25 protein-coding genes and 3 tRNA genes are annotated in these 26332 nt (G+C 55.5%); 12 read left to right on the top strand and 16 right to left on the bottom strand.

Features of this window, described 5'->3' with window-relative positions; translation table 11 throughout:
* Window positions 1-52 precede the first annotated feature (52 nt).
* Window positions 53-1057 (top strand): type I glyceraldehyde-3-phosphate dehydrogenase, encoded by a 1005-nt coding sequence (gene gap / locus ACR0BI_RS01990; protein ID WP_223118099.1) that lies wholly within the window; start codon window positions 53-55, stop codon window positions 1055-1057.
* Here the strand turns inward: gap and coaD are convergent.
* The 3 genes from coaD to ACR0BI_RS01975 form a co-directional block, all read right to left on the bottom strand.
* Window positions 1049-1540, bottom strand: coding sequence for a pantetheine-phosphate adenylyltransferase (gene coaD, locus ACR0BI_RS01985; RefSeq protein ID WP_170393190.1), 492 nt, complete (start codon window positions 1538-1540; stop codon window positions 1049-1051). The genes gap and coaD overlap by 9 nt on opposite strands.
* Window positions 1541-1622: 82 nt before the next feature.
* The gene (locus ACR0BI_RS01980; RefSeq protein WP_170405529.1) at window positions 1623-2060 is read right to left on the bottom strand and encodes a CBS domain-containing protein; all 438 of its coding nucleotides are present in this window, start codon (window positions 2058-2060) and stop codon (window positions 1623-1625) included.
* Between the two features lie 61 nt (window positions 2061-2121).
* On the bottom strand, window positions 2122-3024 hold the full coding sequence (locus ACR0BI_RS01975) for a LysR family transcriptional regulator (RefSeq protein WP_170405527.1): 903 nt from the start codon (window positions 3022-3024) through the stop codon (window positions 2122-2124).
* A 104-nt stretch (window positions 3025-3128) separates the two neighbouring features.
* Between ACR0BI_RS01975 and ACR0BI_RS01970 the strand changes: the two genes are divergently transcribed.
* Together ACR0BI_RS01970 and ACR0BI_RS01965 are read left to right on the top strand one after the other, a co-directional pair.
* Complete coding sequence (locus ACR0BI_RS01970) at window positions 3129-4628, top strand: CoA-acylating methylmalonate-semialdehyde dehydrogenase (RefSeq protein ID WP_480561549.1); 1500 nt, start codon at window positions 3129-3131, stop codon at window positions 4626-4628.
* A 187-nt stretch (window positions 4629-4815) separates the two neighbouring features.
* Window positions 4816-5415, top strand: a complete 600-nt coding sequence (locus tag ACR0BI_RS01965; RefSeq protein WP_170393194.1) for a L,D-transpeptidase — start codon at window positions 4816-4818, stop codon at window positions 5413-5415.
* A gap of 78 nt (window positions 5416-5493) precedes the next feature.
* On the opposite strand, the gene ACR0BI_RS01960 is transcribed toward ACR0BI_RS01965, so the two are convergent.
* Both ACR0BI_RS01960 and ACR0BI_RS01955 read right to left on the bottom strand, forming a co-directional pair.
* Window positions 5494-5970, bottom strand: coding sequence for a fasciclin domain-containing protein (locus ACR0BI_RS01960; RefSeq protein ID WP_170393195.1), 477 nt, complete (start codon window positions 5968-5970; stop codon window positions 5494-5496).
* Window positions 5971-6041: 71 nt separating this feature from the next.
* Window positions 6042-6893: a class I SAM-dependent methyltransferase gene (locus ACR0BI_RS01955; protein ID WP_480561551.1), complete on the bottom strand. Its 852-nt coding sequence runs from the start codon at window positions 6891-6893 to the stop codon at window positions 6042-6044.
* A 135-nt stretch (window positions 6894-7028) separates the two neighbouring features.
* Between ACR0BI_RS01955 and ACR0BI_RS01950 the strand changes: the two genes are divergently transcribed.
* Window positions 7029-8144, top strand: a complete 1116-nt coding sequence (locus ACR0BI_RS01950; protein ID WP_170393197.1) for a carboxylate-amine ligase — start codon at window positions 7029-7031, stop codon at window positions 8142-8144.
* 2 nt (window positions 8145-8146) lie between these two features.
* Here ACR0BI_RS01950 and ACR0BI_RS01945 read toward each other — a convergent pair whose 3' ends face one another.
* Entirely contained in the window at window positions 8147-9007 is an 861-nt protein-coding gene (locus ACR0BI_RS01945) for a hypothetical protein (protein WP_170393198.1), read from the bottom strand.
* 159 nt (window positions 9008-9166) lie between these two features.
* Here ACR0BI_RS01945 and ACR0BI_RS01940 point away from each other — a divergent pair, with 159 nt between their 5' ends.
* The 3 genes from ACR0BI_RS01940 to mmsB are packed head-to-tail and all read left to right on the top strand — an operon-like array spanning window position 9167 to window position 12234.
* Window positions 9167-10309, top strand: coding sequence for an acyl-CoA dehydrogenase family protein (locus tag ACR0BI_RS01940; RefSeq protein WP_170393199.1), 1143 nt, complete (start codon window positions 9167-9169; stop codon window positions 10307-10309).
* Window positions 10310-10317: 8 nt separating this feature from the next.
* Window positions 10318-11358, top strand: coding sequence for an enoyl-CoA hydratase/isomerase family protein (locus ACR0BI_RS01935; RefSeq protein ID WP_170732086.1), 1041 nt, complete (start codon window positions 10318-10320; stop codon window positions 11356-11358).
* 3 nt (window positions 11359-11361) lie between these two features.
* Window positions 11362-12234, top strand: coding sequence for a 3-hydroxyisobutyrate dehydrogenase (gene mmsB, locus ACR0BI_RS01930; protein WP_170732084.1), 873 nt, complete (start codon window positions 11362-11364; stop codon window positions 12232-12234).
* Between the two features lie 74 nt (window positions 12235-12308).
* Here mmsB and uvrA read toward each other — a convergent pair whose 3' ends face one another.
* The 4 genes from uvrA to ACR0BI_RS01910 all read right to left on the bottom strand — a co-directional run bounded on the left by uvrA (window position 12309) and on the right by ACR0BI_RS01910 (window position 16147).
* Window positions 12309-15167, bottom strand: a complete 2859-nt coding sequence (gene uvrA, locus ACR0BI_RS01925) for an excinuclease ABC subunit UvrA (protein ID WP_170662441.1) — start codon at window positions 15165-15167, stop codon at window positions 12309-12311.
* A 105-nt stretch (window positions 15168-15272) separates the two neighbouring features.
* Window positions 15273-15815, bottom strand: a complete 543-nt coding sequence (locus ACR0BI_RS01920; RefSeq protein WP_480459362.1) for a methyltransferase domain-containing protein — start codon at window positions 15813-15815, stop codon at window positions 15273-15275.
* A 126-nt stretch (window positions 15816-15941) separates the two neighbouring features.
* Window positions 15942-16018 (bottom strand) — tRNA-Asp (locus tag ACR0BI_RS01915).
* 52 nt (window positions 16019-16070) lie between these two features.
* Window positions 16071-16147, bottom strand: a tRNA-Asp gene (locus ACR0BI_RS01910).
* A gap of 213 nt (window positions 16148-16360) precedes the next feature.
* Between ACR0BI_RS01910 and ACR0BI_RS01905 the strand changes: the two genes are divergently transcribed.
* Window positions 16361-16435 (top strand) — tRNA-Val (locus ACR0BI_RS01905).
* A 75-nt stretch (window positions 16436-16510) separates the two neighbouring features.
* On the opposite strand, the gene ACR0BI_RS01900 is transcribed toward ACR0BI_RS01905, so the two are convergent.
* Window positions 16511-16738, bottom strand: a complete 228-nt coding sequence (locus ACR0BI_RS01900; RefSeq protein WP_170405503.1) for a hypothetical protein — start codon at window positions 16736-16738, stop codon at window positions 16511-16513.
* Between the two features lie 248 nt (window positions 16739-16986).
* Between ACR0BI_RS01900 and ACR0BI_RS01895 the strand changes: the two genes are divergently transcribed.
* Entirely contained in the window at window positions 16987-18573 is a 1587-nt protein-coding gene (locus tag ACR0BI_RS01895) for an APC family permease (protein ID WP_480561553.1), read from the top strand.
* A 51-nt stretch (window positions 18574-18624) separates the two neighbouring features.
* Here the strand turns inward: ACR0BI_RS01895 and lon are convergent, their stop codons facing one another.
* From lon to ACR0BI_RS01875, 4 genes are all read right to left on the bottom strand, one after another.
* Entirely contained in the window at window positions 18625-21033 is a 2409-nt protein-coding gene (lon, locus tag ACR0BI_RS01890; RefSeq protein WP_170393206.1) for an endopeptidase La, read from the bottom strand.
* A gap of 233 nt (window positions 21034-21266) precedes the next feature.
* Window positions 21267-21677, bottom strand: a complete 411-nt coding sequence (locus ACR0BI_RS01885; protein WP_170405494.1) for a DUF6636 domain-containing protein — start codon at window positions 21675-21677, stop codon at window positions 21267-21269.
* 92 nt (window positions 21678-21769) lie between these two features.
* Entirely contained in the window at window positions 21770-22900 is a 1131-nt protein-coding gene (gene tgt, locus ACR0BI_RS01880) for a tRNA guanosine(34) transglycosylase Tgt (RefSeq protein WP_170563488.1), read from the bottom strand.
* A gap of 63 nt (window positions 22901-22963) precedes the next feature.
* Complete coding sequence (locus tag ACR0BI_RS01875) at window positions 22964-23875, bottom strand: nucleoside hydrolase (protein WP_480561555.1); 912 nt, start codon at window positions 23873-23875, stop codon at window positions 22964-22966.
* Window positions 23876-24050: 175 nt separating this feature from the next.
* Between ACR0BI_RS01875 and ACR0BI_RS01870 the strand changes: the two genes are divergently transcribed.
* The 3 genes from ACR0BI_RS01870 (at window position 24051) to ACR0BI_RS01860 (ending at window position 25677) form a co-directional block, all read left to right on the top strand.
* Window positions 24051-24941, top strand: a complete 891-nt coding sequence (locus ACR0BI_RS01870; RefSeq protein ID WP_170393209.1) for an SPFH domain-containing protein — start codon at window positions 24051-24053, stop codon at window positions 24939-24941.
* On the top strand, window positions 24941-25219 hold the full coding sequence (locus ACR0BI_RS01865) for an NfeD family protein (RefSeq protein ID WP_170393210.1): 279 nt from the start codon (window positions 24941-24943) through the stop codon (window positions 25217-25219). Before ACR0BI_RS01870 ends, ACR0BI_RS01865 begins: the two co-directional genes overlap by 1 nt.
* Window positions 25220-25314: 95 nt before the next feature.
* Window positions 25315-25677, top strand: coding sequence for an SUF system Fe-S cluster assembly protein (locus ACR0BI_RS01860; RefSeq protein WP_170393211.1), 363 nt, complete (start codon window positions 25315-25317; stop codon window positions 25675-25677).
* Between the two features lie 304 nt (window positions 25678-25981).
* On the opposite strand, the gene ACR0BI_RS01855 is transcribed toward ACR0BI_RS01860, so the two are convergent.
* Window positions 25982-26305 (bottom strand): hypothetical protein, encoded by a 324-nt coding sequence (locus ACR0BI_RS01855; protein ID WP_170393212.1) that lies wholly within the window; start codon window positions 26303-26305, stop codon window positions 25982-25984.
* Between the last annotated feature and the right edge of the window lie 27 nt (window positions 26306-26332).

The following is a 26332-nucleotide window of genomic DNA, read 5'->3' as shown; positions in this document are numbered from 1 at the left end:
CTGGCTTTGTTAGCGCTAACCATCTATGGACCATGTTCTGACGGAGCGCATTATGACACTCAAGCTGGCAATCAATGGATTTGGACGGATAGGGCGCGGCGTTCTTCGGGCCGTCATGGAATCCGGACGTACTGATGTTGAAATCATCGCAATCAACGATCTGGCAAAGCCCGAAATGAACGCACATCTGTTCGAGTTCGACAGTGTGCATGGACGCTATTCCAAACCCGTAACTCTGACTGATGCAGGTCTGGATGTGGGTGCTGGGCCCATCCGGCTGACCAGCGAGCGTGATCCCGAAGCACTGGACTGGTCTGATGTGGATGTGGTTCTGGAATGCACCGGTGTTTTCCGGACCCGTGAAGCAGCTGAGCGGCACCTGAAAAACGGATCAAAGAAAGTATTGATCTCGGCCCCTGCCCGTGGCGACGGCGGCGTGAAGACAGTCGTGTTCGGCGTGAACGATCATGAGCTAACCGCCGACGATATCGTTGTTTCCAATGCCTCGTGCACCACCAACTGCCTATCGCCCGTGGCCGCAGCATTGGACGCAGGGCTTGGCATCAAACACGGCAACATGACAACCGTTCATGCCTATACGGCGAGCCAACCGGTTCACGACACTGCGGGCAAAGACCCCTACTTGTCGCGCGCAGCAGCACTGTCGATGATTCCCACGACAACCGGCGCGGCGTCTGCAGTGGGTCTGGTATTGCCGCAGCTTGCTGGTAAGTTGACCGGGCAAGCCATTCGTGTCCCCACGCCCAATGTCTCAGTCGTTGATCTGGTTGCTGAGGTTTCGCGACCGACGACCGAAGAAGAGGTCAATGCCCTCTTTGTAGAAGCCGCCGCCAAAATCCCCAGTGTGCTGGCGGCCGAGAATCGCCCCTTGATCTCGATCGATTTCAACCACGACTCGCATAGCTCGACGGTTTCACTGGCTGAAACCAAAGTAACTGACGGCACATTGGTTCGTGTGCTTGCATGGTACGACAACGAATGGGGCTTCTCGAACCGGATGCTGGACACTGCCGCCGCGATGGGCGCGCTATCCTAACCGCTCTTTCAAGGCGGAATTGACGCGGGGCGTGACGAATTTTGACACGTCCCCGTTCAATCTGGCGATTTCTTTGACCAGTTTCGACGCAATGGCTTGATGCCGTGCCTCTGCCATCAAGAACACGGTCTCAATCGAGTCGTCCAACGCGCGATTCATCCCAACCATCTGGAATTCATACTCGAAATCCGCAACCGCACGCAGTCCGCGCACGATGATCTGAGCGCCTACATCGCGGGCGCAATCGATCAGCAGGTTTTCAAACGGATGCGCGACAATCTCAGTGCCAGTCTGCTCGGTTAGATGGGCGCATTCGGCCTCGATCATCGCGACACGCTCTTCCAAAGAAAACAGCGGGCCCTTGTCCCGGTTGATAGCAACACCAATGACGAGCTTATCCACCAGCGCAGCCGCGCGGCGAATAATGTCTATATGACCCATGGTGATAGGGTCGAAAGTACCGGGATATAATCCAACCCGCATTGGGCTCTCCAGCGCAACAATATTTCTGCGCAAGCAAACATAACTTTGCCGCAGGTGCAAGAGGCTGAAACAGCCCCCGCGTTCAGTGCCCCATGATCATGCCCTCAAGCGCGTCTTTTTCCATAGCAAGTTCAGCCAGTTGCGCCTTGACCGCATCACCCAGCGTAACGATGCCGACCAGTTTGCCATCTTCCAATACAGGCATGTGGCGAAATCGTCCTTCGGTCATCTGGGACAGGATAGACTCAACAGTATCCTGCTGGCTGGCGGTCACAAGTTGCTTGGTCATATAGTTGCTAACGGGTTTATCCAAGCATCCGCTGCCGCTGGCAGCCAACTCGCGAACAATGTCTCGTTCGGATAAAATGCCCGCTGCCGTCTGCCCCCCATCCTCGGAAATGACCACAGTACCAATCCGCTTTTCCGCAAGAATCTCGGCAGCCTGAGAAACGGATGCCGTTGGCTCGACCGTCTCCACACCGCCGCTGGCCTTTGATTTGAGAATGGCCTGTACAAGCATAAGCGAAAACCTCCGGAATTACGTACTGTTTTCCAAAGCGTTGCCGGAATGTGTGAATGTGTCAAGGTGAAGCTTCGCGCTCAAGCCGCGCTACTTCGTCCCGTATTCCGCGCGTCAACGCCTCGGCAAAGCGGTTCAATCGCTCATTGCGCTGATCGCCTTGATGGCGGACCAGATAGAACCCCCGGGTCAGACTGACCTGATCCGTCAGGATTTTCTGCAATCCCCGATGAAACGGCAATGTGAAATCATGTGCCACGCAGACCCCTGTTCCCAGCGAAACTTGTCGCAGCTGAACGGAAACAGAGTTTGATGCAAGCGCGACACGTTCAACACCGATGTCGTTGAGATAGTCCAGCTCGCGGTCGAAAATCATGTCCGGAATATAGCCTATCATCCGATGCCCTTTTAGATCCTCGATGGATCGAATTTCGGCGTGACGACTCAGGTATTCCTTCGTTGCGACCATATGCAGCCGATAGTCGGATATCTTCTGCACCAGCAGTTTCCCTGCGGTGGGCGCACTGACTGTTACCGCCATGTCGGCCTCTCGCCGGGATAGGTTGATGATGCGCGGCAACGCCAGGATCTGAATGTCGAGATCAGGATTGGCATCGCTGATCTTGGCGCAGACCTGTGGCAACAGGTAATTGGCACTACCATCCGGAGCACCAATTCGGATCTGACCGCTTAGCGATTTGGCAGAGCCTGACATGACACCAGTCGCTGCGCGCATAGCTTCTTCCGCCTGCAGCCCATGCTCCATCAGGCGTTGTCCTGCAGTCGTCAACACATAGCCCTGCTGTGATTTCGTGAACAACACCGCGTCCAATGCCGCTTCGAGCCGCGCGATTCTGCGCCCGACTGTCGCCGGGTCTATCTTGAGAACCCGCCCCGCACCCGAAAGGCTTTCATCGCGCGCGACCGCCAGGAAAACCCGCAAATCATCCCAATTCGGCGTCATGCTCTACCCTTTGCATTTTTGCAAAACTGATTTGAAATATTGCCTCTGTTCAGGTGATTTTCGCAAGTCTATTCTTCGCGCAACTTAATCCGGAGGAGTTTGCAATGCAGAACCTGACCCATTTCATCAACGGCGAAAATGTCGCTGGCACATCTGGCCGCTTTGACAATGTATTCAACCCAGCAACAGGTGAAGTGCAGTACCAATGCCCGATGGCCAGTGTCGCCGAGACCACCGCTGCGATCGAAGACGCTGCAGCAGCTCAGGTCGCTTGGGGCGCAACCAACCCGCAGAAGCGCGCGCGCGTTATGATGGCGATGGTTGGCTTGATGAACCGCGACATGGACAAGCTGGCCGAGGCTCTCAGCCGCGAGCACGGCAAAACCATCCCGGACGCCAAGGGTGATCTGCAGCGTGGTCTGGAAGTGATAGAATACTGCATCGGCGCGCCCCAGATGCTGAAAGGTGAGTTCACCGACAGCGCGGGCCCGGGCATCGATATGTATTCGATGCGTCAGCCAATGGGCGTGGTCGCTTCGATCATGCCATTCAACTTCCCTGCAATGATGCCGCTTTGGCACGTTGGCCCGGCACTGGCCTGCGGCAACGCAGTTGTTCTGAAACCGTCCGAGCGCGACCCCTCTGTTCCATTGATGCTGGCAGAGCTGTTTGTCGAAGCTGGTCTGCCCAAGGGCGTGTTCCAAGTCGTAAACGGTGACAAAGAGGCCGTGGACACCCTGCTGGACAGCGAAATCATTCAGGGCGTGTCGTTCGTGGGTTCAACCCCGATTGCGCAATACATCTATGCTCGTGCAACCGCCAACGGCAAACGGGCGCAGTGTTTCGGTGGTGCCAAGAACCACATGATCGTTATGCCCGATGCCGATCTGGATCAGGCTGCTGATGCGCTGGTCGGTGCAGGTTTCGGCGCGGCTGGCGAACGCTGCATGGCAATCTCGGTGGCCGTGCCTGTGGGCGAAGAAACCGCAGACGCACTGATCGAAAAACTGATCCCGCGCGTAGAAAAGCTGAAAGTCGGCCCCTACACAGCGGGCGACGACGTAGACATGGGTCCGGTTGTTACTGCTGCCGCGAAAGAGCGTATCCTTGGCCTGATCAACTCGGGTGTTGAGCAAGGCGCTAAGCTGGTTGTCGACAACCGCGACTTCAGCCTGCAGGGCTATGAGGATGGCTTCTTTGTCGGCCCGCACCTGTTCGACAACGTCACACCCGAGATGGATATCTACAAGCAAGAGATCTTTGGCCCGGTCCTGTCAACCGTACGCGCGGGTTCTTATGAAGAGGCGCTGAAACTGGCGATGGATCATGAATACGGCAACGGCACTGCGATCTTCACCCGCGACGGTGATACGGCGCGTGACTTTGCCAGCCGTGTGAACATCGGCATGGTCGGCATCAACGTTCCGATCCCGGTTCCGCTGGCCTACCACACTTTTGGCGGCTGGAAGAAATCGATGTTCGGCGACCTGAACCAGCACGGTCCGGACAGCTTCAAGTTCTACACCCGCACCAAAACAGTGACATCGCGCTGGCCGTCGGGCATCAAGGAAGGTGGCGAGTTCAACTTCAAAGCGATGGACTGATCAACAGCTTTCAAATCAGGAAACCCGGCCCTACATGGGTCGGGTTTTTTCGTGCATGCGCCAGTTGCTGCCTGATCGCGTACCTCACAAGAAATTCAGAGGTCGCCCTCTGGAAAAAGCAGACATTCACTAATATTTTATCGGTAATTCAACTATTCGAGCAGCTCATAACTCCCTGGAGGCAACCTTGTCCCAAAATCGTTTTACCCGTCGTCACGCCCTTTTGGGCGCTGCATCGCTGATTGCGGCCCCTGCTATCGTGCGTGCTCAAAGCACTGATGCTTTCCCACAGACCGAGGAAGCAATCAGCACGCAGCTTCCAGTACGTCGTAACGTTTCCTCGTTCTCGCAACAGAATTGGCAGGATCACTTTGACGAGTTGGGCGTCGGCGCATTGTTGGCCGATATCACCAGCCGGGCTGTTCATTACTGGGGGCCGGATGGAACCTACAAGCTGTACCCCAGTTCTGTCCCGATGAGCGAAGAGCTGACCAAGCGCGGCTATACCAAAGTCACACGCAAGGCGGAGAACCCAAGCTGGACACCAACCCCATCAATGCGCGAGCGCGATCCCTCGTTGCCAATTCGCATGGAGGGTGGTGAACCTGGAAACCCATTGGGAACTCGCGCTATGTATCTTGGCTGGCCTGCCTACCTGGTTCACGGCACCTATGATACCCGCAAGATTGGACGTCAGAGCTCGTCCGGCTGTATTGGTCTCTATAACCAGCACGTTGAAGAGCTGTATCCGCTGGTAAAGGTCGGTACTCAGGTACGTTTGGTCTAAACGGCGAGTTTCTACACGAAACACAAAAAAGCCCCGTCCATCAGGAACGGGGCTTTTGTTTTCGTGAAGGTGGTAGATTTATTCGGGAATGATCACTTCGTCGACAACGTGAATGACGCCGTTGCTGGCTTCGATGTCGGCCTGCACAACTTTGGCACCATTAACTTTCACGCCATTTTTTGCGTTCACGCTTAGTCGGTCGCCTTGCACGGTCAAAACCTTCGCGCGCTTTCCTGCAATGTCGCCGGACATCACTTTGGCTGGCACGACATGGTAGGTCAGGATCGACACCAACTGGTCCTTGTTTTCTGGCAGAAGTAGGGTTTCAACAGTGCCTTCAGGCAGAGCTGCAAAAGCTTCATCCGTGGGTGCAAAGACGGTGAAGGGCCCATCGCCTTTCAGCGTATCAACCAGGCCCGCGGCCTGAACGGCAGCAACCAGGGTGTTGAAAGACCCGGCAGCAACTGCGGTATCTACGATATCAGCGGCCTGTGCCTTGACGGGCAGTGCAAGTGCAAATGCGGCGGCAGCGCCCATGAATGTGCGGCGGAACATGGCTGTTAACTCCTCTCCAGCTTGTTATGGAAAGGGTTACGGACCTGGGTTCGAACCGGATCACACAGAAATCAATTTTCTTTGAGCTGAACCCAGATGCTCTGCGCACGGCCCTCTTCTAGAAACGGCAGCGCTGCAACGGCGTCGGGGCGATCCTGCTGCAGGTGATATCCGGGCCAAAGCATTGAATAGAAACCGGATTGCAGCAAGGCGTGCAACATGTACTGCTCACCCCATCCTGGGCAGTCATAGAAGAACCGTTTGGGATATTCATAAGGCAGAAAAACATCGTGGACATGAATGACAACGCCGGGTTTCAGCGCCGGAATGATCCGACAGAATAGATGGGCGACATCGTTGCTCATCCGAACCACATGGCTTGAATCGATGAACAGAACATCCCCAGCCTCAAGCTGATCGAACAGCGCGGGATCTACTTCTTCCAGTCGCTTCTGCTCAAACTGATCGACGACATGGGCGATATCTGCGCGCGGGTACGGATCAATTGCCGTGATCGTCGTATCCAAACCACCATCTATGATCGCCTGCCGCGTCACGCGGGTAGAGTTCCCGCAGCCGACCTCGATCACGCGCTTGGGCTGAAAGCGGCGGATCATCAAGTAAAGCGCATCCGCATCCGGGCTATCGTAATATCCGTTGCCGGTGTAATAACCGGTTTGGTTTCGCGCCGGGTCCTTCAACGCAGCAAGCTCATCGGCATGGCGCGTATACTCTTTGATCAGTTGCGCGATATCGAATCCGTCCATCCCCGGTGACAGGGCATAGGCAGCCCTGTTCAATCCCCCTGCCCGTTCGAACGCTTCGAGCCGCGCCCGTTCATCCTGTTCTGTAACCTTGTCGATCAGCTTAACGCCCAACTCATCCAGGGCGGCATTGATCTGCGGAAATTTTCTGGGTTTCACGAGGACAGCTCCACATTGCGTTGCGCCCGCTCTTTACCTGTGCACGCAGGACCTCTGCAAGAACCGACAGGCCAAACCCTTGGCAAAACGCTAATTTCCGTATTCACTAACGTGAATTGACCAACGAGGACCGCCATGCAGCAGGAATTTACGATCGGCATTGAAGAGGAATACCTGCTGGTCGATCAAGACAGTCTGCAGCTCGCCGAGGCGCCCGCAGCATTGATGGAAGCTTGTCAGGCAGATTTCGAAGGCCAGGTCAGCCCGGAATTTCTGCAGTGCCAGATCGAAGTCGGGACCCGCCCACATGCTACGATCAGATCGGCGCGCGAAGATCTAAAGCGCCTGCGTTCTTGTGTATCAAAACGTGCGTCCGAGTATAATCTGGCTCCGATCGCGGTCTCTTGCCATCCGTTTGCGAACTGGAAAGATCAACACCATACACGGAAAGAACGCTATGACGCCCTGCAGCATGCTTTGGGCGGCGTGGCGCGGCGGATGCTGATCTGCGGAATGCACGTGCATGTGGGCGTCGAAGATCAAGCCTTGCGCGCCGACCTGGTACCCCAGCTTTCTTACTTTCTGCCCCATCTGCTGGCGTTGTCGACCTCGTCTCCTTATTGGAACGGCGAAGATACCGGGCTTTCCTCCTATAGGCTCACCGTGTTCGACAATCTGCCCCGGACCGGTCTGCCCCCGGTGTTCAGCAGTTGGGGCGAATACGAACGCACCACCGGCGTGCTGGTCGAACTCGGCGTGATCGAGGACACCTCTAAAATCTGGTGGGACCTACGTCCATCTCACCGGTTCCCCACCCTAGAAACACGCATCATGGACGTACAGCCAAGGCTTGAACATACGCTTTCGCTTGCAGCGCTAGTGCAGGCGCTGACCCGGATGCTGTGCCGCCTGAAAGACCGCAATCTTCGTTGGCGGCAATACGATAAGTTTCTGATCGGCGAAAACCGTTGGCGCGCGCAGCGCTACGGTGTGGGCGAAGGTCTGATCGATTTCGGTGATCGCTCAATCAAGCCGATGGCTGAACTGATCGGAGAGCTGATGGGCATGTTGGCCGAAGACACCGAGGCATTGGGCACCATGACCGAACTCGCCCGACTTCGGCAGATCGCAGAAAATGGCACCTCCGCCACCCGCCAACGCCGTGTTTACGCTGAAGCTTTAGCGCGCGGGGATGATCCGGGCATGGCGGTGGTCAAGCACCTGATCGAGGAATTTCACGCCGACCTATAAAGTCAAACCGCCGCCAAAATCTCCTTGATCCGGTCCGCTACGGGTTCATACAAATCGCGATCCGTCCAGTATCCGTTATGCGAAAGCGGGTTCCACGACGTAAAGATTTTGCCCGCATTGATCGGCTTATCCTTCAAGGCCCCACTTTGAGCGAGCTGTTCATAGCTTGGCGCGCTTTTGCCCAAAGGAAAACCCAAAACATCATGCTTGTCATAGTAGTTTCGCCACCAGGTCGAAAACTGCAACGCAGGCGGCAGCGCGCGGTTCGGGGCCATGATCGGAAAAATCTCATTCTCGGGATATGCGAACAGAAAAATCGGAATATTGCACCCAAACGTCACGAGGCCAGCAACGGTTTTCATGTTTTCAACATCTGTCGGGTGAACCGGTGAACCACCCTGGCGCAGATGTCTTTGCATGTCATAAATATAGTTCGACATTATGTGCCCACCCAGCGAATGCGCCAGGATCAGTACAGGCCCCTGTGGTCCGACCTGGTATTTGACGACCCCCATCACATTCTCGATTTTCTTGTGGATCGCCTCATAGATCTTATCGCCATCATCCGGAGTTGGTCGGTAAGAAGCAGCATCCGACAGATTGCACACTACAAACTCGCGCAGCTTGTCGTATCCTAGGCTGCGGTTGACCTTACGCAGATATGCCTTTTGCCGCCCTTGCAGGATCTGTGCCCAGACCACCTCGTGCCAGATCACATCATCCATATCCGCGCCGACCCGGTTCGAAACGCGTCGTTTCAGCCCTTTGGAAAACGTTGGGGTCGTGGATGGGGGCTGGTTCTGAGGATTGTACTGGCTGCCCATGCCGTGAATCGCGATAACAGCAAGCTTGTGTGACGACATAAGAATACTCCGTAATGATCAAGAAAGCAGAATTCCCGCAGTATACCTCACCGTCCAGAAATCCCCTAAATCGCCGGGTTTGCCGTCATTGAAAAATTTCTGTAAGGATTGAAGAATAAAACGCTCGTTCAATTCTATAGCCATCAGGAAGCACACGTCATGGATTTCGCGCTGACCGAAGAACAAACGGCCATTTTCGACATGGCCTACGCCTTTGGCCAAGACCACGTCGCCCCCTTCGCGCGTCAGTGGGAAGCAGACGGAACCATCCCCAAAGAGCTTTGGCCCAAAATCGGCGAACTAGGATTTGGTGGACTTTATGTCTCGGAAGAGGCTGGTGGTTCGGGTTTGACGCGATTGGATGCGACACTGGTGTTCGAAGCGCTATCGATGGCCTGCCCCTCGGTCGCGGCATTCCTGTCGATTCACAACATGTGCGCCAAAATGCTGGACAGCTTTGGCAGTGACGATCTGAAGTACCGCATTATGCCAAGTATCCTCAGCCTCGAAACCGTCCTCAGCTACTGCCTGACGGAACCCGGATCGGGATCGGACGCTGCGGCGCTGAAAACGCGCGCTGAACGGACCAATGAAGGCTTCACGCTCAACGGCACAAAAGCGTTCATTTCCGGCGGCGGCTATTCGGATGCCTATGTCTGCATGGTGCGCACGGGTGAAGACGGCCCTAAAGGAATCTCTACCGTCTATGTCGAAGACGGCACGCCGGGCCTGAGTTTCGGTGGTCTGGAACAAAAAATGGGTTGGAAAAGCCAGCCAACCGCGCAAGTTCAGTTTGACGATTGCAAAATTCCATCCGGCAATCTGGTCGGGGCTGAAGGCGACGGTTTCAAATACGCGATGATGGGGCTGGACGGTGGCCGCCTGAACATCGCCTCCTGCTCGCTGGGGGCAGCTCAGAACGGTCTGGACATGACGTTGCAGTATATGTCCGAGCGCAAGGCCTTTGGACAATCGATCGATCAGTTTCAAGCGCTGCAGTTCCGACTGGCAGATATGGAGATTGAGCTACAGGCGGCGCGCACATTCTTGCGTCAGGCAGCGTGGAAACTTGATCAGGGCGCACCAGACGCCACAAAATTCTGTGCGATGGCCAAGAAATTCGTAACAGAAACCGGATCGAAGGTTGTGGATCAGTGTCTGCAATTGCACGGCGGATATGGCTATCTGGCGGATTATGGCATCGAGAAACTGGTGCGGGATCTGCGCGTGCACCAAATTCTGGAAGGCACGAACGAGATCATGCGCGTGATCGTTGCGCGCCAGATGCTCTCCAATCGCTGAGGTCTTTGATGTCCGATATTGACATTCGCACCGCAGGCCGTGCCGGGCGCATAACGCTGACACGTCCACACGCCCTGAATGCCCTTAGCTATGAGATGTGCATGGCCATCGATACCGCTCTGCGCAACTGGCGTGAGGATGATCGAGTCGATCTGATCATTCTCGATGCCGAAGGCGACAAAGCCTTTTGCGCTGGCGGAGATATTGCCGAGCTTTATGCAACCGGCACCAAGGCGGACTATGCTTATGGCCAAACGTTTTGGCGCGACGAATACCGACTGAATGCCTTGATTTTTGAGTACTCAAAACCAGTGATCAGCTTCCTGCAAGGTTTCACCATGGGTGGCGGGGTTGGCATCGGGTGCCATGGCAGCCATCGAGTGGTTGGAGAAAGCTCAAAGATCGCGATGCCGGAATGCTCAATCGGGCTGGTTCCAGATGTGGGCGGATCGCTGATGTTGGCGCTGGCGCCGGGGCGATTGGGCGAGTATCTGGGCACCACCGGCCACCGCATGGGGCCCGGAGATGCGATCTATGCCGGGTTTGCCGACCATTTCATTCCCCAAGAGCATTGGGCGGGACTGATAGACCAGTTGGAAGCCTCTGGACGGGCGGAACTGGTAGATGAGCATGCAGTGCCCGCACCGGATAGCCCCTTGGCTGAAATGCAGGGCGAGATCGACAGGCTATTCAGCGGAGAAAGCCTTGGCGATATCCTGAACAGCTTGCGCTGCGATGACACAGAATTTTCGACGAAAATTCTCGGCACACTGCAGCGAAACTCTCCTATCTCCATGGCTTGTGCTGTCGAGATTTTGCATCGGCTGCGCGGAACCAACCTGACAATGCAAAAAGCGCTGGATCTGGAGTACCGGTTTACCTATCGCGCGATGGAGCATGGCGATTTTCTGGAAGGCATTCGCGCCCAGATCATCGACAAGGATCGCAACCCAAAATGGCAGTTTGCTGATTTGGATGTGCCTGCCGTCGCAGTGTCCAAGATGCTGCAACCGCTCGGTGCGGATGCATTAAGCTTTTCAGAGGAGTAAGGGATGAAAATCGCATTCATAGGGCTTGGCAACATGGGCGGCCCGATGGCGGCCAATCTGGCGCGCGCGGGCCAAGACGTCATCGGATTTGATCAAGTTGATGTCGCCATCGAAGGCGTTTCCAAGGCGTCCTCTGGCGCCGCTGCAGCTGCGGAAGCCGACGCCGTCATCACCATGCTTCCCAACGGGCAAATTCTGCGCGCTGTGGCCGATGAAGTTGTTCCGGCAATGCAAGACGGTGCGGTTCTGATTGATTGCTCTACGGTCGATGTCGACAGCGCCCGCGCGGTGGCGCAGCAAGCTGCTCAGGCTGGTCTGCTATCAGTCGATGCACCTGTATCCGGCGGGATTGGTGGGGCCGCTGCAGGCACTTTGACCTTTATGGCCGGTGGATCTGACGCAGCTTTTGCCAAGGCGGCCCCGTTATTTGAAATCATGGGGCAAAAAGCGGTTCACTGCGGTGAAGCTGGCGCGGGTCAGGCCGCCAAAATCTGCAACAACATGATTCTCGGCGTGACGATGATCGCAACCTGCGAGGCATTTGCGCTTGCTGATAAATTGGGATTGGATCGACAAAAGATGTTCGATGTCGTCAGCACGTCCTCAGGGTACAGCTGGACAATGAACGCCTATTGCCCTGCCCCCGGCGTTGGACCCGAAAGCCCATCCGACAATAACTATACCCCTGGTTTCGCCGCCGAGCTGATGTTGAAAGACCTACGTCTCAGCCAACAGGCTGCCGAGAGTGCGGACGCTGATACGCCCATGGGACAGGTTGCGACAAAGCTCTATGAATTGTTTGTCGAACACGAAGATGGCTTGGGGCGCGATTTCAGCGCCATGCTGCCACGTTTTGAGAAGCGGTCCAGAGACTGAACAACCTCAGAACGCAGCGCTCTACGAAGCACCAGAGAAGAAAATTCGCAGCATTTTCTTCTCTCGCTCTGTTCCTATTCGGCAGCTACGGCTTGCCCATCCAGCATTGGCTTCAGATAACGCCCAGTGTGGCTACGCTCACATTCAGCGACGTCTTCGGGCGTACCCTCAGCCACAATCTGACCTCCGCCATCGCCACCTTCCGGGCCAATGTCGATTATCCAGTCGGCGGTTTTTACGACATCGAGATTATGTTCGATGACAACAACAGTATTTCCTTGGTCGACCAGTTCGTGCAGGACTTCCAACAGTTTACGCACGTCCTCGAAATGCAGACCCGTTGTGGGTTCGTCCAGAATATACAGCGTTCGACCCGTTGATCGCTTGCTCAGTTCTTTAGAGAGCTTTACACGCTGCGCCTCACCACCGGAGAGCGTGGTCGCCTGTTGACCAACTTTGATGTAGCCGAGCCCAACGCGAGCCAAGGCATCCATCTTGTCACGGATCGATGGCACCGCTTTAAAAAACTCCTGCGCATCTTCCACTGTCATATCAAGTACATCCGCGATGGACTTACCCTTGAATTTGATCTCAAGCGTCTCACGGTTGTATCGCGCGCCTTTACAGGTTTCGCAGGTGACATAAACATCAGGCAGAAAGTGCATCTCGATCTTGATGACGCCATCACCCTGACACGCTTCGCACCGGCCGCCTTTGACGTTAAAGCTGAACCGCCCGGGCTTGTATCCACGCGCTTTGGCTTCTGGCAACCCGGCAAACCAGTCTCGGATCGGGGTGAAAGCCCCGGTGTAAGTCGCTGGATTTGAACGTGGAGTCCGGCCAATGGGTCGCTGATCTATGTCGATCACCTTGTCCAGATGCTCTAGCCCTTTGATCGTTTCACAGGGCGCCGGTGTCTGGCGAGCGCCGTTCAACCGCATCGAGGCGGTTTTGAACAAAGTCTCAATCGTCAGCGTCGATTTTCCACCGCCAGACACACCGGTCACACAAACAAATTTTCCCAGCGGAAATTCGGCCGTAACGTTCTTGAGGTTGTTTCCCGTCGCCTTAACAACGGCTACTTTTTGCTTCTTACCCTTTCGCCGCTCAACCGGCACCGGGATCTCGCGTGTGCCCGAAAGGTATTGACCGGTAATCGAGGCCGCATCGCCGGCGATATGCTCGGGCGTACCGTGGCTGACCACCTGTCCGCCATGCACTCCTGCACCGGGACCGATATCAAACACATAATCCGCCTCGCGAATGGCCTCTTCGTCATGTTCAACGACGATGACCGTGTTGCCCTGGTCACGCAAATTCTTAAGCGTTCCCAGCAGACGATCATTGTCGCGTTGGTGCAGACCAATCGATGGCTCGTCGAGTACATACAATACCCCGGTCAGGCCCGAGCCGATCTGGCTCGCCAGACGGATACGCTGACTTTCACCTCCGGACAGGGTACCACTTGAACGAGACATCGTAAGATACTCTAATCCAACATTATTCAAAAAACCCAACCGCTCGCGAATTTCCTTGAGAATTGCGCGCGCGATCTCGTTCTTTTGTGCGCTCAGATGATTTGGGGCATCCTCGACCCAGGCCAACGCCTCGCGGATCGACATTTCGACGACCTGTCCAACGTGCAAACCCGCAATTTTGACGGCCAGCGCCTCAGCACGCAGACGGTAGCCTTTGCATGTGCCGCAGGGTCGGTTGTTTTGATAGCGCTCGAATTCTTCGCGAATCCAGGCGCTGTCAGTCTCGCGATAGCGGCGCTCCATGTTGGGGATGACGCCTTCAAAGCTTCGGGTAACCTGATAGACGCGGCCACCTTCATCATAACGGAACTGGATCTCTTCATCACCAGACCCGCGCAGAAACACCTGCTGGACTTTCTTGGGCAAGTCCTTCCAGGGAGTGTTCTTGTCAAACTCGTAATGCCGCGCGATAGCTTCGATCGTTTGCAGAAAATATGGTGATTTACCCTTCCGCCAGGGCGCAAGTGCCCCGTCATAGAGTTTCAATGTCTGGTCCGGCACGACCAGACGTTCATCAAAGAACAGTTCGACCCCAAGCCCGTCGCAATCGGGGCAAGCCCCAAAGGGCGCGTTGAATGAGAACAGGCGCGGCTCGATCTCGGGGATGGTGAACCCACTGACCGGGCAAGCAAAATTCTCACTGAATGTGATCCGTACCGGGTCGCCCTCCTTCGGTGCGGTTTCGAGGATTGCGATCCCGTCCGCCAGATCCAGTGCGGTCCTTAGGCTGTCGGCCAGGCGTGTTTCCATGCCTTCTCGTACCACCAGACGATCGACAACGACGTCGATATCGTGGCGGAACTTCTTGTCCAGTGTCGGCGGCTCATCCAATTCATAGAACTCACCATCTACCTTGACGCGCTGAAAACCCTGCTTGCGCAGCTCAAGGAATTCTTTCCGATATTCACCCTTCCGATCACGAACGATGGGGGCCAGCAGATAGCCGCGCGTGCCCTCCTCCATCGTCATGATCCGGTCGACCATGTCCTGCACCTGCTGTGCCTCAATCGGCAATCCTGTGGCCGGGCTGTAAGGCGTACCAGCACGGGCAAAGAGCAAGCGCAGATAGTCGTAGATCTCGGTTACGGTGCCCACGGTCGAACGCGGGTTTTTTGAGGTCGTCTTCTGCTCGATCGAAATCGCGGGGCTTAGTCCGCTAATGTGATCCACATCGGGCTTCTCCATCATATCGAGGAACTGGCGCGCATAGGCCGACAGGCTTTCGACATAGCGGCGCTGCCCTTCGGCATAGATCGTATCAAATGCCAAAGAAGACTTACCCGAGCCCGACAGGCCAGTGATCACCACTAGCTGATCCCGTGGGATGTCGACATCAATGCTCTTGAGGTTATGCTCGCGCGCACCGCGCACCTCGATATTCTTCAGCTCAGCCATTCAGGCCCCCAACAACCAACGTCACTCAGAGATAGGCGAGAGCGGCTGAGTCTCCAACCAAAAAATTAGAACAAAGTAAGAACAGGCGATTTTTCGACACTCGGCTTAAGCACTGGTTTTCTTAGCCAGAGCCCATGCGCAGATTGGAAAATCGGGATCGTTCTCCAAATTGTCTGTCTCAGGGTCATAAACAGGAGGCCATTCAAGTTCGAGATTGCGCAAAGCGGCATGCCGATTGCCCCACTGTTCGGCCCGGATGAGATCCGGGTCGAACCCACACTCAGTGAGCAGGTTTTTCAATCCGCGCGCAGACCAGCGCGAACAGTCATGCGGAGCGGCGTGAAACGGAATGAAGAACGGGACGGCCAGCCAGAAATACCCTCCGGGTCTTAGCATCTCTAGCACGTTCAGCGTGGCTTCAACCGGGCGATCCAAGTGCTCCCACACCTGATTGGCCAAAACCAGATCGACCTTTCGCACCTGCTGTTGTTTGTTCAGAACGGGTCCGGTGCAGATATCATGTTGCTTATGCCAAATCTGTTCATAGCTGCAAAATCCAAATTGCTTACCCCACGAACCAGAAATCTCAATGACATCAAGTGTTTCCGGCTTCAGGCCGCGGACCCACTGCCGGCTGCGCCGTGCCATGATGACTCGATTTAGACTGGTCACTGCTTGCCCCTGATGTTTTGCAGGCAATAAACCATAAGATCAGTAAGATGTCGGCACAAAAAAACGCCCACAAGGGCGTATGACTTTCTAAATCGAAGGAAATGGCGCGGTTGACGGGGCTCGAACCCGCGACCCCCGGCGTGACAGGCCGGTACTCTAACCAACTGAGCTACAACCGCGCATTTAGGGTCTATGTGCGATCCGTTTGCCCGGATCAAAGGCTGGCAGCGATGGCGCGGTTGACGGGGCTCGAACCCGCGACCCCCGGCGTGACAGGCCGGTACTCTAACCAACTGAGCTACAACCGCCCACTGCCCGTTCATCTCTGAACGTTGGGGTGTATTATGGCTACACCCCGGCATCGTCAAGCGGCGTTTTCAAGTTTTTTGCTCGAACCTGATTTTTTCCGATCTATCCGACTTGGCGGGCAATGTGTGAAAACCGGATTTCGTCTGACGCGCTGCAATTTGAACGCTTTGAACTTGCGGCGAAACACAAGCCGCTGTATCAAACGCCGCTATGGGTGATTAGCTCAGTGGTAGAGCGCTTCGTTCACATCGAAGATGTCAGGAGTTCAAATCTCTTATCACCCACCATATTATTCAAATGCTTATGCGACATAGTTGAAGCGTTTTGGAACCATTTAGTTCAACGCTGCGAGCACAATGCTGTCATCCTCCGACATACACGCCGGATTTAGGACGATAAAAAACCTTTTGGTCATGCAGACGCCCCAGAAGGTCGTGTGCCTTGCGCACAAAGTCTTCACGGGTTTCCCTTTCTTCTACCCTCTCGTCAACAGGGACATTCGATCTGGAAGCTATGGCATGACGCATGGCCTCTTCGATTATATCCATATCTTCGACCGAAAGCTCGAACATATCATTGTACAGAGGCATCCTGGGTTCTCCTACCTTGGCACAGACGACCAGCGTGCCTCATGTTCCGAGTCGATTCCACTTCAAATACCTATTGCCGGCGATCGCGTTTCGAAGAACACGCCCAGCAGGATTTAGAAGATGAATCGGGCAGACCTCGTTTTCACGAATTTTCTGCATGATATGTGGCACTTGCCATGTTTCCCGTGGCCTGCTTATCCTGATGTCATAGCCACCAATAAGGCACCCCTCTTTGGGCGAGAAATAACATGGCGAAACTGAAGCGGGAAATTGGCCTGGTCGGCCTGACCTTCATTTCGGTTGGAGGAATCATTGGGTCAGGCTGGCTTTTCGGCCCCCTACTCGCCGTGCAACACGCAGGCCCCGCCGCGGTTCTTTCTTGGATTATTGGCGCCGTTGCGATGTTCATACTGGCAATAACATTCGCCGAGATTTCAGCGATGTTACCTATCCCAGGAGGAATCGCACGCGTCCCTCAGTTCTCACACGGCAACATCGTGTCGATGGCGATGGGATGGACGGCCTGGATTGGCTACAACACCACCGCTCCGATCGAAGTTGAAGCCATGCTTAAATACCTCGCGCCCTACGCGTCATGGCTCCACGCCGCAGATACCGGCGAACTGACCGGCGCTGGTGTTTCGGTCGCCTTGCTATTCATGTTGCTGTTCGTCGCTGTGAACGCACTGGGCGTAAAATTTTTTGCACAGGTAAATGCAACGCTGACCTGGGCCAAGATTGCCATTCCGATAGTATTGTCCGTGTTGTTGATCGCGACCCGCTTTGACGTGCAGAATTTCTCCGCCCCTGACGGTTTCGCCCCCTACGGCCTGAAAGGCATCATGGCCGCAGTATCAACCGGTGGGGTGATCTTTTCCTTTATAGGTTTCCGGCATGTTGTTGATATGGCAGGAGAAGTTCGAAACCCAAAATTCGACATCCCGGCCGCTCTGGTTCTGTCCATTGTACTATGTGCCTTGATCTACCTTGGATTACAGGTGGCCTTTATCGGCGCGCTTGATCCCATGATGATCCGCGATGGTTGGGCGAGTCTCAGATTCGGTGGGCAAGGTCCTTTGGATGGCGTCATAATGTCTGTCGGAATATTGTGGTTCCTCAGCTTGCTGAACGTCGGGTCGGTCATCGGCCCGTTTGGCAATGGGTTGGTTGCAACAGGATCGAACGCCCGTATCGCTCTGGCCCTGTCGCAAAACGGGTTCCTGCCGAAACGTTTGCAGATCGTGTCATCGTTCGGAGTACCGCTTTGGGCCTTGGCTCTCAACTTTCTGATTGGCACTCTGTTTTTACTGACGGTCCCGTTCGCAACCGTAATCGCCCTGAACGGGGCCGCCATTGTGCTTTCATTCGCGGTCGGCCCAATCGCCGTGGTGTGTTTACGCGATCTGATGCCTGACCGCCCGCGCTCAATCCGTATTCCCGCCGTCAAACTTGTCGGGCTCACGGCCTTCGCGATCTCAACCCTGATCGTCTACTGGAGCGGGTGGGACACGGTCTGGAGGCTGGGAATTGCCCTGCTCATCGGCATGGCGCTGCTGCTGATCCGCTTTCACAATCGGCTCGATGAAATGGACGCGACCGAGGCGCTTTGGCTGATGCCCTATTTCTGTGGTTTGGGGCTGATCTCCTACATGGGTCAGTTTGGAGAAGGCGCGCAAAAGCAGATCCCGTTTGGTTGGGACATTGTGCTGTGTGCGGCATTTTCGGCAGTGATTTTTGCGCTCGCCGTACGCTCGGCGCTGTCAGACAAAAAATTCCAGGCTTACATCGAAAACGAAGAGGTGCTGGACCCGGCCAAACCTGTCATTGGACTTTGAACAAAAAAAGGCGGGGAATGACCCCGCCTTTCTAATTAATCTGTTTCAGGCTTAGTGGGCTGTTGCCGACGGTCCTGCCCCTTCGGCCGCCTTGGCGGCAGCGGCAGCGGCCTCTTCAGCGGCCTCATCCCACTCAATTGACTCGGGCTTACGTATCAACGCTTGCTCCAGTACCTCCGAGACGTGTTTGACCGCGATGATCTCCAGCCCTTCTTTCACGTTGTCGGGGATATCCGCCAGATCCTTCTCATTCTCTTCGGGAATGAGGACAGTCTTGATCCCGCCACGCAGGGCAGCCAGCAGTTTTTCTTTCAGCCCGCCAATCGGCATCGCGTTGCCGCGCAGCGAAACCTCGCCGGTCATGGCGATGTCCTTGCGCACAGGAATACCGGTCAGGACCGAAACAATCGAGGTCACCATAGCCAAGCCCGCAGACGGACCATCCTTTGGCGTCGCACCATCGGGCACGTGCACGTGGATATCGATTTTGTCGAACTGCGGCGGTTTAACCCCGATCTGAGGCGAAATTGATCGGACGTAAGACGACGCCGCGTCGATCGATTCCTTCATCACATCGCCCAGCTTACCAGTGGTCTTCATCCGCCCTTTGCCGGGCAGTTTCAGAGCCTCGATATGCAGCAGATCACCACCGACCGAAGTCCAGGCCAAGCCAGTGACTACACCAACCTGATCGTCCTGTTCAGCCAAGCCATAACGGAACTTGGGCACTCCAAGAAAATCATCCAGATTGTCGGGCGTCACCTTTACGGTCTCCGCCTCTTTCTTGATGATCTTGGTCAACGATTTCCGCGCCACTTTGGCGATTTCGCGTTCGAGGTTCCGCACACCCGCCTCGCGGGTATAGGTGCGGATGATCGATTGCAGCGCCTCATCGGTCAGCTCAAACTCCTTGGCTTTCAGACCATGGTTTTTGACCTGTTTGTCGATCAGGTGTTGCTTGGCGATCTCGCTCTTTTCCTCTTCGGTGTAACCGGCCAGCGGGATGATCTCCATCCGGTCTAGCAGAGGCCCAGGCATGTTGTAGCTGTTAGACGTGGTCAGGAACATCACGTTGGACAGGTCATATTCGACCTCAAGATAATGATCCATGAACGTGTTGTTCTGTTCCGGGTCCAACACCTCCAGCATCGCCGAGGCTGGATCGCCACGGAAATCCTGCCCCATCTTGTCGATTTCATCGAGCAGGATGAGAGGGTTTGTGGTTTTCGCCTTCTTCAGCGCCTGAATGATCTTGCCGGGCATCGACCCGATATAAGTCCGACGGTGGCCACGAATCTCAGATTCGTCGCGCACACCACCCAGCGAGATGCGAATGAATTCGCGCCCCGTGGCTTTAGCGACCGATTTACCCAGCGAGGTTTTACCCACACCCGGAGGGCCAACAAGGCACAGGATCGGGCCTTTCAGCTTTTTCGAGCGCTGTTGAACCGCCAGATATTCGACGATCCGCTCTTTGACTTTCTCAAGTCCATAATGATCGGCGTCCAGAATGTCCTGCGCGCGACCCAGATCCTTTTTGACACGGGATTTGGTGCCCCACGGCAGTGACAGGATCCAGTCCAGATAATTGCGCACGACGGTTGCTTCAGCCGACATGGGCGACATGTTCTTGAGCTTTTTCAGCTCACCCTCGGCCTTTTCGCGCGCCTCTTTCGACAGCTTGGTCTCGTTGATCTTGGCTTCCAGTTCGGCAACTTCGTTGCTGCCGTCCTCCCCATCGCCAAGCTCCTTCTGAATCGCTTTCATCTGCTCATTCAGATAGTACTCGCGCTGCGTCTTCTCCATCTGGGATTTGACGCGGGTCTTGATCTTTTTCTCGACCTGCAGGACCGACATCTCGCCCTGCATCAGGCCATAGACCTTCTCAAGCCGCTCGCTCACCGAGAGCGTCTCAAGCAGTTCCTGTTTCTGTTCAACCTCGATGCCCAGATGACCTGACACAAGGTCGGCCAACTTTGCAGGCTCGGTGGTTTCACCGACGGCGGCCAGCGCCTCTTCGGGGATATTCTTGCGCACTTTTGCATAGCGCTCAAACTCGTCCGCGACGGTGCGCAACAGCGCTTCGGTCGTGGTGACATCGCCCGGAATCTCGGTCAGATACTCGGCGCGCGCTTCGAAAAACTGATCGTTTTCAAGGAATTCTGTGATCTGCACCCGCGCCTGCCCCTCGACAAGCACCTTCACGGTGCCATCGGGCAGTTTCAGCAGTTGCAGCACGTTGGCCAGAACGCCCGAGCGGTAGATACCGTCGATTTCCGGATCATCCTCACCAGGATCAATCTGGCTGGACAACAGAATTTGCTTGTCATCCTGCATCACCTCTTCCAGGGCGCGGACCGATTTGTCACGGCCCACGAACAGCGGCACGATCATATGTGGGAAGACCACGATATCGCGCAGCGGCAGGACGGGGTATGAGGAATTCAGAGGCTCTTGCATGCTCTATCCTTATCATTGGCAAGACGGCGCTGGTCCCTGATTCAGGCAACCTTTGGCCATCTCCTGTCTTGGACGATAAAGGTGGGGCACCTGTTCCCCCATTTCAACCTCATCGTCATTTGTCGTGATGCAGCATGACCCGATGATTTGGGGACTTCAAGGCATCCGACAGACATATCCTCCGATTTTAGCGAACCCAGCATTAAAACGGGCAACAAATCATCCAGCGTGGATCAGAACACCCTCTGCTTAGCTCGCGACAAAAAGAAGCCATGACCGACTTCGTTTCTACATTCCAAGCCCTTTTTCGAGGAATGGCAGACGAACCCGCCAAACTCTCCGGTTACGCCGTAGTCTGCACGGTCAAATCCGTCCCGGTTATGGCTGACTGGTTGGCACAGCATGCGGACGGCGCCCGTATTGGTCATGAAAAAATCATGTCCCCAGTCCGACTGGCAATCCGCCGGGCGCGGGAACGCAGGCGCTCCGCTGCGCTCAATTATGGTGCAAGACAGGTCCGAAACACTCGCCCCCTGCCCGACGACACACTGAATATTCTCGGACGGGGTTTCGAAGGTCCAGACATCCGCAAGAGATGTCGATGCGCAAAGAACGATTGCGATAGAAACAATAAAGCGAGGCATTGAATCCTCCTGAACAAAACAAATGAAAATGGTAAATAATGCGCGAACAGTATAGCAAAAAATACCGCGTTTGTCACCGCAATGGCCACAATCTACAGCGGTTCAATATCGCCTTGCTCCCGAAGCGCGTGGAATTGCGATTGCCACTCTGCGAATGTGCCCTGTGAAATCGCGTCCCGCATTCCCTGCATGATTTCCTGAAAGTAATGCAGATTGTGCCAAGTCAGCAGCATGCCCGAGATCATCTCATTCGAGCGGAACACGTGATGCAAGTAGGCCCGAGAATAACTTGAACACGCGGGGCATGTGCAGTTCTCATCCAGCGGGCGTGGGTCGTCAGCATGGCGGGCGTTCTTGATATTGACCACACCGTAACGCGTGAACACCTGCCCGGTGCGACCCGACCGCGAAGGTAGAACGCAATCCATCATATCTATCCCGCGTGCAACGGCACCTACGATATCATCAGGCTTGCCTACGCCCATCAGATAACGCGGTTTATCCTGGGGCAAGAAGTCGGGCGCATAGTCAAGGCAGCTGAACATGGCCTCCTGCCCCTCACCCACGGCAAGGCCGCCGACGGCGTAGCCTTCAAAACCGACCTGCTTAAGTGCCTCGGCACTTTCTTCCCGAAGATCTTGTTCCAGCCCGCCCTGCATGATCCCAAACAGGGCATGTCCGGGGCGGTCTCCAAACGCTTCGCGCGACCGCGCAGCCCACCGCATCGAAAGGCGCATGGAATCGGCGATACGGTCGCGATCGGCGGGCAGCGCAGGGCATTCATCAAAGCACATGACGATGTCCGAGCCCAAAAGCCGCTGGATTTCCATCGACCGTTCCGGCGTCAATTCGTGCTTCGAGCCATCGACGTGAGATTTAAAGGTCACGCCCTTCTCGGTCAGTTTGCGCAGACCGGCCAGCGACATCACCTGAAATCCGCCAGAATCCGTCAGGATGGGCCGGTCCCAGTTCATGAACTTGTGCAGGCCTCCCAAACGATCGATCCGCTCGGCCGTTGGGCGCAGCATCAGATGATAGGTGTTGCCCAACAGAATATCGGCACCCGTGGCGCGCACACTTTCCGGCATCATTGCCTTGACGGTCGCGGCTGTGCCCACAGGCATGAACGCCGGCGTCCGCACCTCACCGCGCGGCGTGTTGATCACGCCTGTGCGGGCCTTGCCATCGGTGGATTTCAGGTCGAAAGAAAATCGCTGGGTCATGGTAACGCCTTGGATCGCTGAACCGGGCAGGCTTTGCCCGATCTGCAAGGGCATTGCAACCCGTCAGGGCAGCGAGGCTACACGGTCCGTAAACAGGCGCACCACCCCTGCCCCATCGACATCCCGGCACACTCGCACTGGTGGCCGTGCAGGGTCAGGACGAGTCGCACCGATCTCAGCCCCGTCCAACGCCACCTGCAAACCCGTTTCGACCATTTCGAACATCGGTTCATGGGTGCAGGCGATAACGGCAGTCGAGTCATGCAATCCGCACCCTTCAAGCCCACCGATCTCTTTGTAGAACTTTAAATAGAAGCGCGAGATATCACGCAGAAAACCACCCATGTCAGGGGAACGTTCAGCGAGCGCCTCAAAATCAGCGGTCTCGTAGAGCGTTTTCAGAGTCACATCCAATCCCACCAGAATCGTAGGCGGCGGCGCGGCAAAGACTTCGTCTGCAGCTTTGGCATCGTGATAGATATTCGCCTCGGCATGTTCGGTGATATTGCCCGGGCAGTACACGGCCCCGCCCATGATGACGAGCTTGCCAAGATTGTCCGCAAACTCGGGGTCCAATCGCATGGCATCAGCGATATTGGTCAATGGCCCAACCGCGCATACGACCAGCTCTCCGCGATGGCTGCGCGCCATGTCGACAAGAAACTCTGCGGCGGACAAGGCGTGGTTTTCACCGATCTCTTCAATCTGGGTCAGGTCACCAAAGCCTTCGGGGCCGTGCACATGTTCCGAAGGTGAATGCGTACTCTCTCCCAAAGCGGAGGACGCGCCTTGGGCCACGGGTATGCCCAGCCTCAGTTTGTCCACCAGAAACCGCGCATTGCGGCTGGATTGATGCACATGGGTGTTGCCGAACACGGCGGTCAGGCCGATCAGGTCAATTTCGGACGCAGCGGCGGCATAGGCAATGGCCATTGCGTCGTCGATGCCGGGGTCTGTATCGATAATCAGTTTCATCCTCGTCCGATAACGCAAACACCAGTGGGATGCAAAGCTGCCACAAAAGGGAATTTCTGGCCGGTATGAACGTTTTCACCGATTTGCATTCCGGCCAGCACAATCCATACCAGAGTTGAAATTGAGCGACTCAATCCCCATATGTATACCATAGTACACAATAAATGAGGACAGTATGATAGAAGACCAGATTATCGGACTGATTACTTCGAACATTATCTACCTGCTGGCAGCGGCGCTTATTGCCATTGTCATATTCAAAGGCATCAAAATCGTGCCTCAATCCGAAAAGTACGTGGTTGAACGGTTTGGCCGCCTGCATTCGGTGCTTGGGCCCGGGATCAATTTTATCGTTCCTTTTCTAGATGTTGCCCGCCACAAGATATCCATCCTTGAGCGTCAGTTGCCAAACGCAACGCAAGACGCAATTACCAAGGACAACGTTCTGGTGCAGATCGATACCTCGGTGTTCTACCGCATTCTCGAGCCAGAAAAGACGGTTTATCGCATCCGCGATGTCGACGGTGCGATTGCAACGACTGTAGCCGGTATCGTCCGCGCCGAGATCGGCAAGATGGACCTGGATGAAGTGCAATCGAACCGGGCGCAACTGATTGAACGTATTCAGGAAAGCGTAGAAACCGCTGTTGACGATTGGGGGATCGAAGTAACCCGCGCTGAGATTCTGGACGTGAACCTCGATCAGGCCACTCGTGACGCGATGTTGCAGCAATTGAACGCCGAACGTGCCCGCCGCGCGCAGGTGACCGAGGCCGAGGGCCAAAAGCGTGCCGTTGAGCTGCAGGCAGATGCCGAACTTTATGCGGCAGAGCAGACCGCCAAGGCCCGCCGAATCTCGGCTGAGGCCGAAGCTTATGCGACTCAGGTCGTGGCAAAGGCCATTCAGGACAACGGGCTGGAAGCGGCACAGTATCAGGTTGCGTTGAAACAGGTGGAATCGCTGAACGCCCTGGGCAACGGCACCGGCTCGCAGACCATCGTTGTGCCTGCAAACGCACTTGAAGCCTTCGGCAATGCCTTTAACATGCTTAAAGGAGGAAAATGATGGCCGATCCTTTCTGGCTGACGTGGTGGATTTGGTTGGCCGGAGCGCTTGCTCTGGGCATCCTTGAGGTCGCGCTGCCCGGCTTCATCTTCCTGGGTTTTGCCATCGGTGCAGCCATTACCGGAGTGGCTTTGCTGATCCCTGGCCTCACGCCATCCCTGCCCGTTCTGCTGTTGATATTTGCTGTTCTGTCACTGGTCGCATGGCTGGTTCTGCGCCGTATGTTTGCCCTGCCGCACGGTCAGGTCAAAACCTTCAGGCACGACATCAACGACTGATCTGTCGTGGCGCCCAAATCAGGCGCCACGGCACCTCTGGACGCTGCCCGGCACTTTCCCTATATAATTTCTCAGGTAACAGACCCGAGGCATCAATGACCCACCCCAGTGAACAGTTCGAAGGCAGCCCTCTGATCGCTCCCTCGACCATCGATCACCCGCTCTACGAACCCGTGGTCGAAGCTTGCCGGACGGTGTTTGACCCAGAAATACCGGTCAATATCTACGATCTCGGTCTGATCTATACGATCGACATCACCGGAGAAAACGCGGTCAAGGTGATCATGACCCTCACTGCGCCAGGTTGTCCTGTCGCAGGCGAAATGCCCGGTTGGATCGTGGAAGCAATCGAACCCGTTGCTGGCGTCAAAGAGGTCGACGTCGAACTGACTTGGGAGCCACCTTGGGGCATGGAAATGATGTCAGATGAAGCCCGGCTTGAGCTGGGTTTCATGTAACTCTCGACTTACTCACAAAAAACATGGCGATGTTACAAAACGGTGTACTGCGTGTTACTTAACCGTTTTCATGTTGTCACAATGCTGGGTCACAAGGTCCTCAGGTACTGACCCAGTGATTAAGCATGCGTTTTTCGATCTGCTGGACGTGCTGGCGCAGGATGTCGAGTAGCGGGCGTCTTATCCGATTGCCCCGCTAAATTGACATACTTCGTGAATTGCATGGGCCTCTGACCATAGCCATCCCCCATTCAATGGGCCCATTCCGGGCCGCTCTTGCCCGAGAGCGGCCCTTTTTGTTTGATTATTCGATGTTACAGGTCGACTTGATTTCAGCAGCGCGCGCGTCCAGCTCTTTTATATAGTCGCCTGACAGCATCTTCAGGTGCTTGCTCTCGGTTCCTGTGACGAGACCCAGCAAGGCACCGGCAGGGAGGATCGAGAACACGCTTTCAGCCTGCTGGTCCTCGGCATGTTTCTTTTCAGCTGCGATTGCGCGCAGATCACCGGGTGCGGTAGCACAGTTGACCGGGTGCCGTTTTGTGTCATCTATCGCAAGTGCCGCAGACGCGGACGCCAGCAACATAGATGTGAAAATGGCTGCTCCTGCCCAGTTCTGCGCTCTCATCGATCCAAACCTCTCTGGAATGCCTGT

Source organism: Ruegeria sp. E5, assembly GCF_056534105.1.
This window is presented reverse-complemented; position numbering and strand designations above follow the sequence as displayed.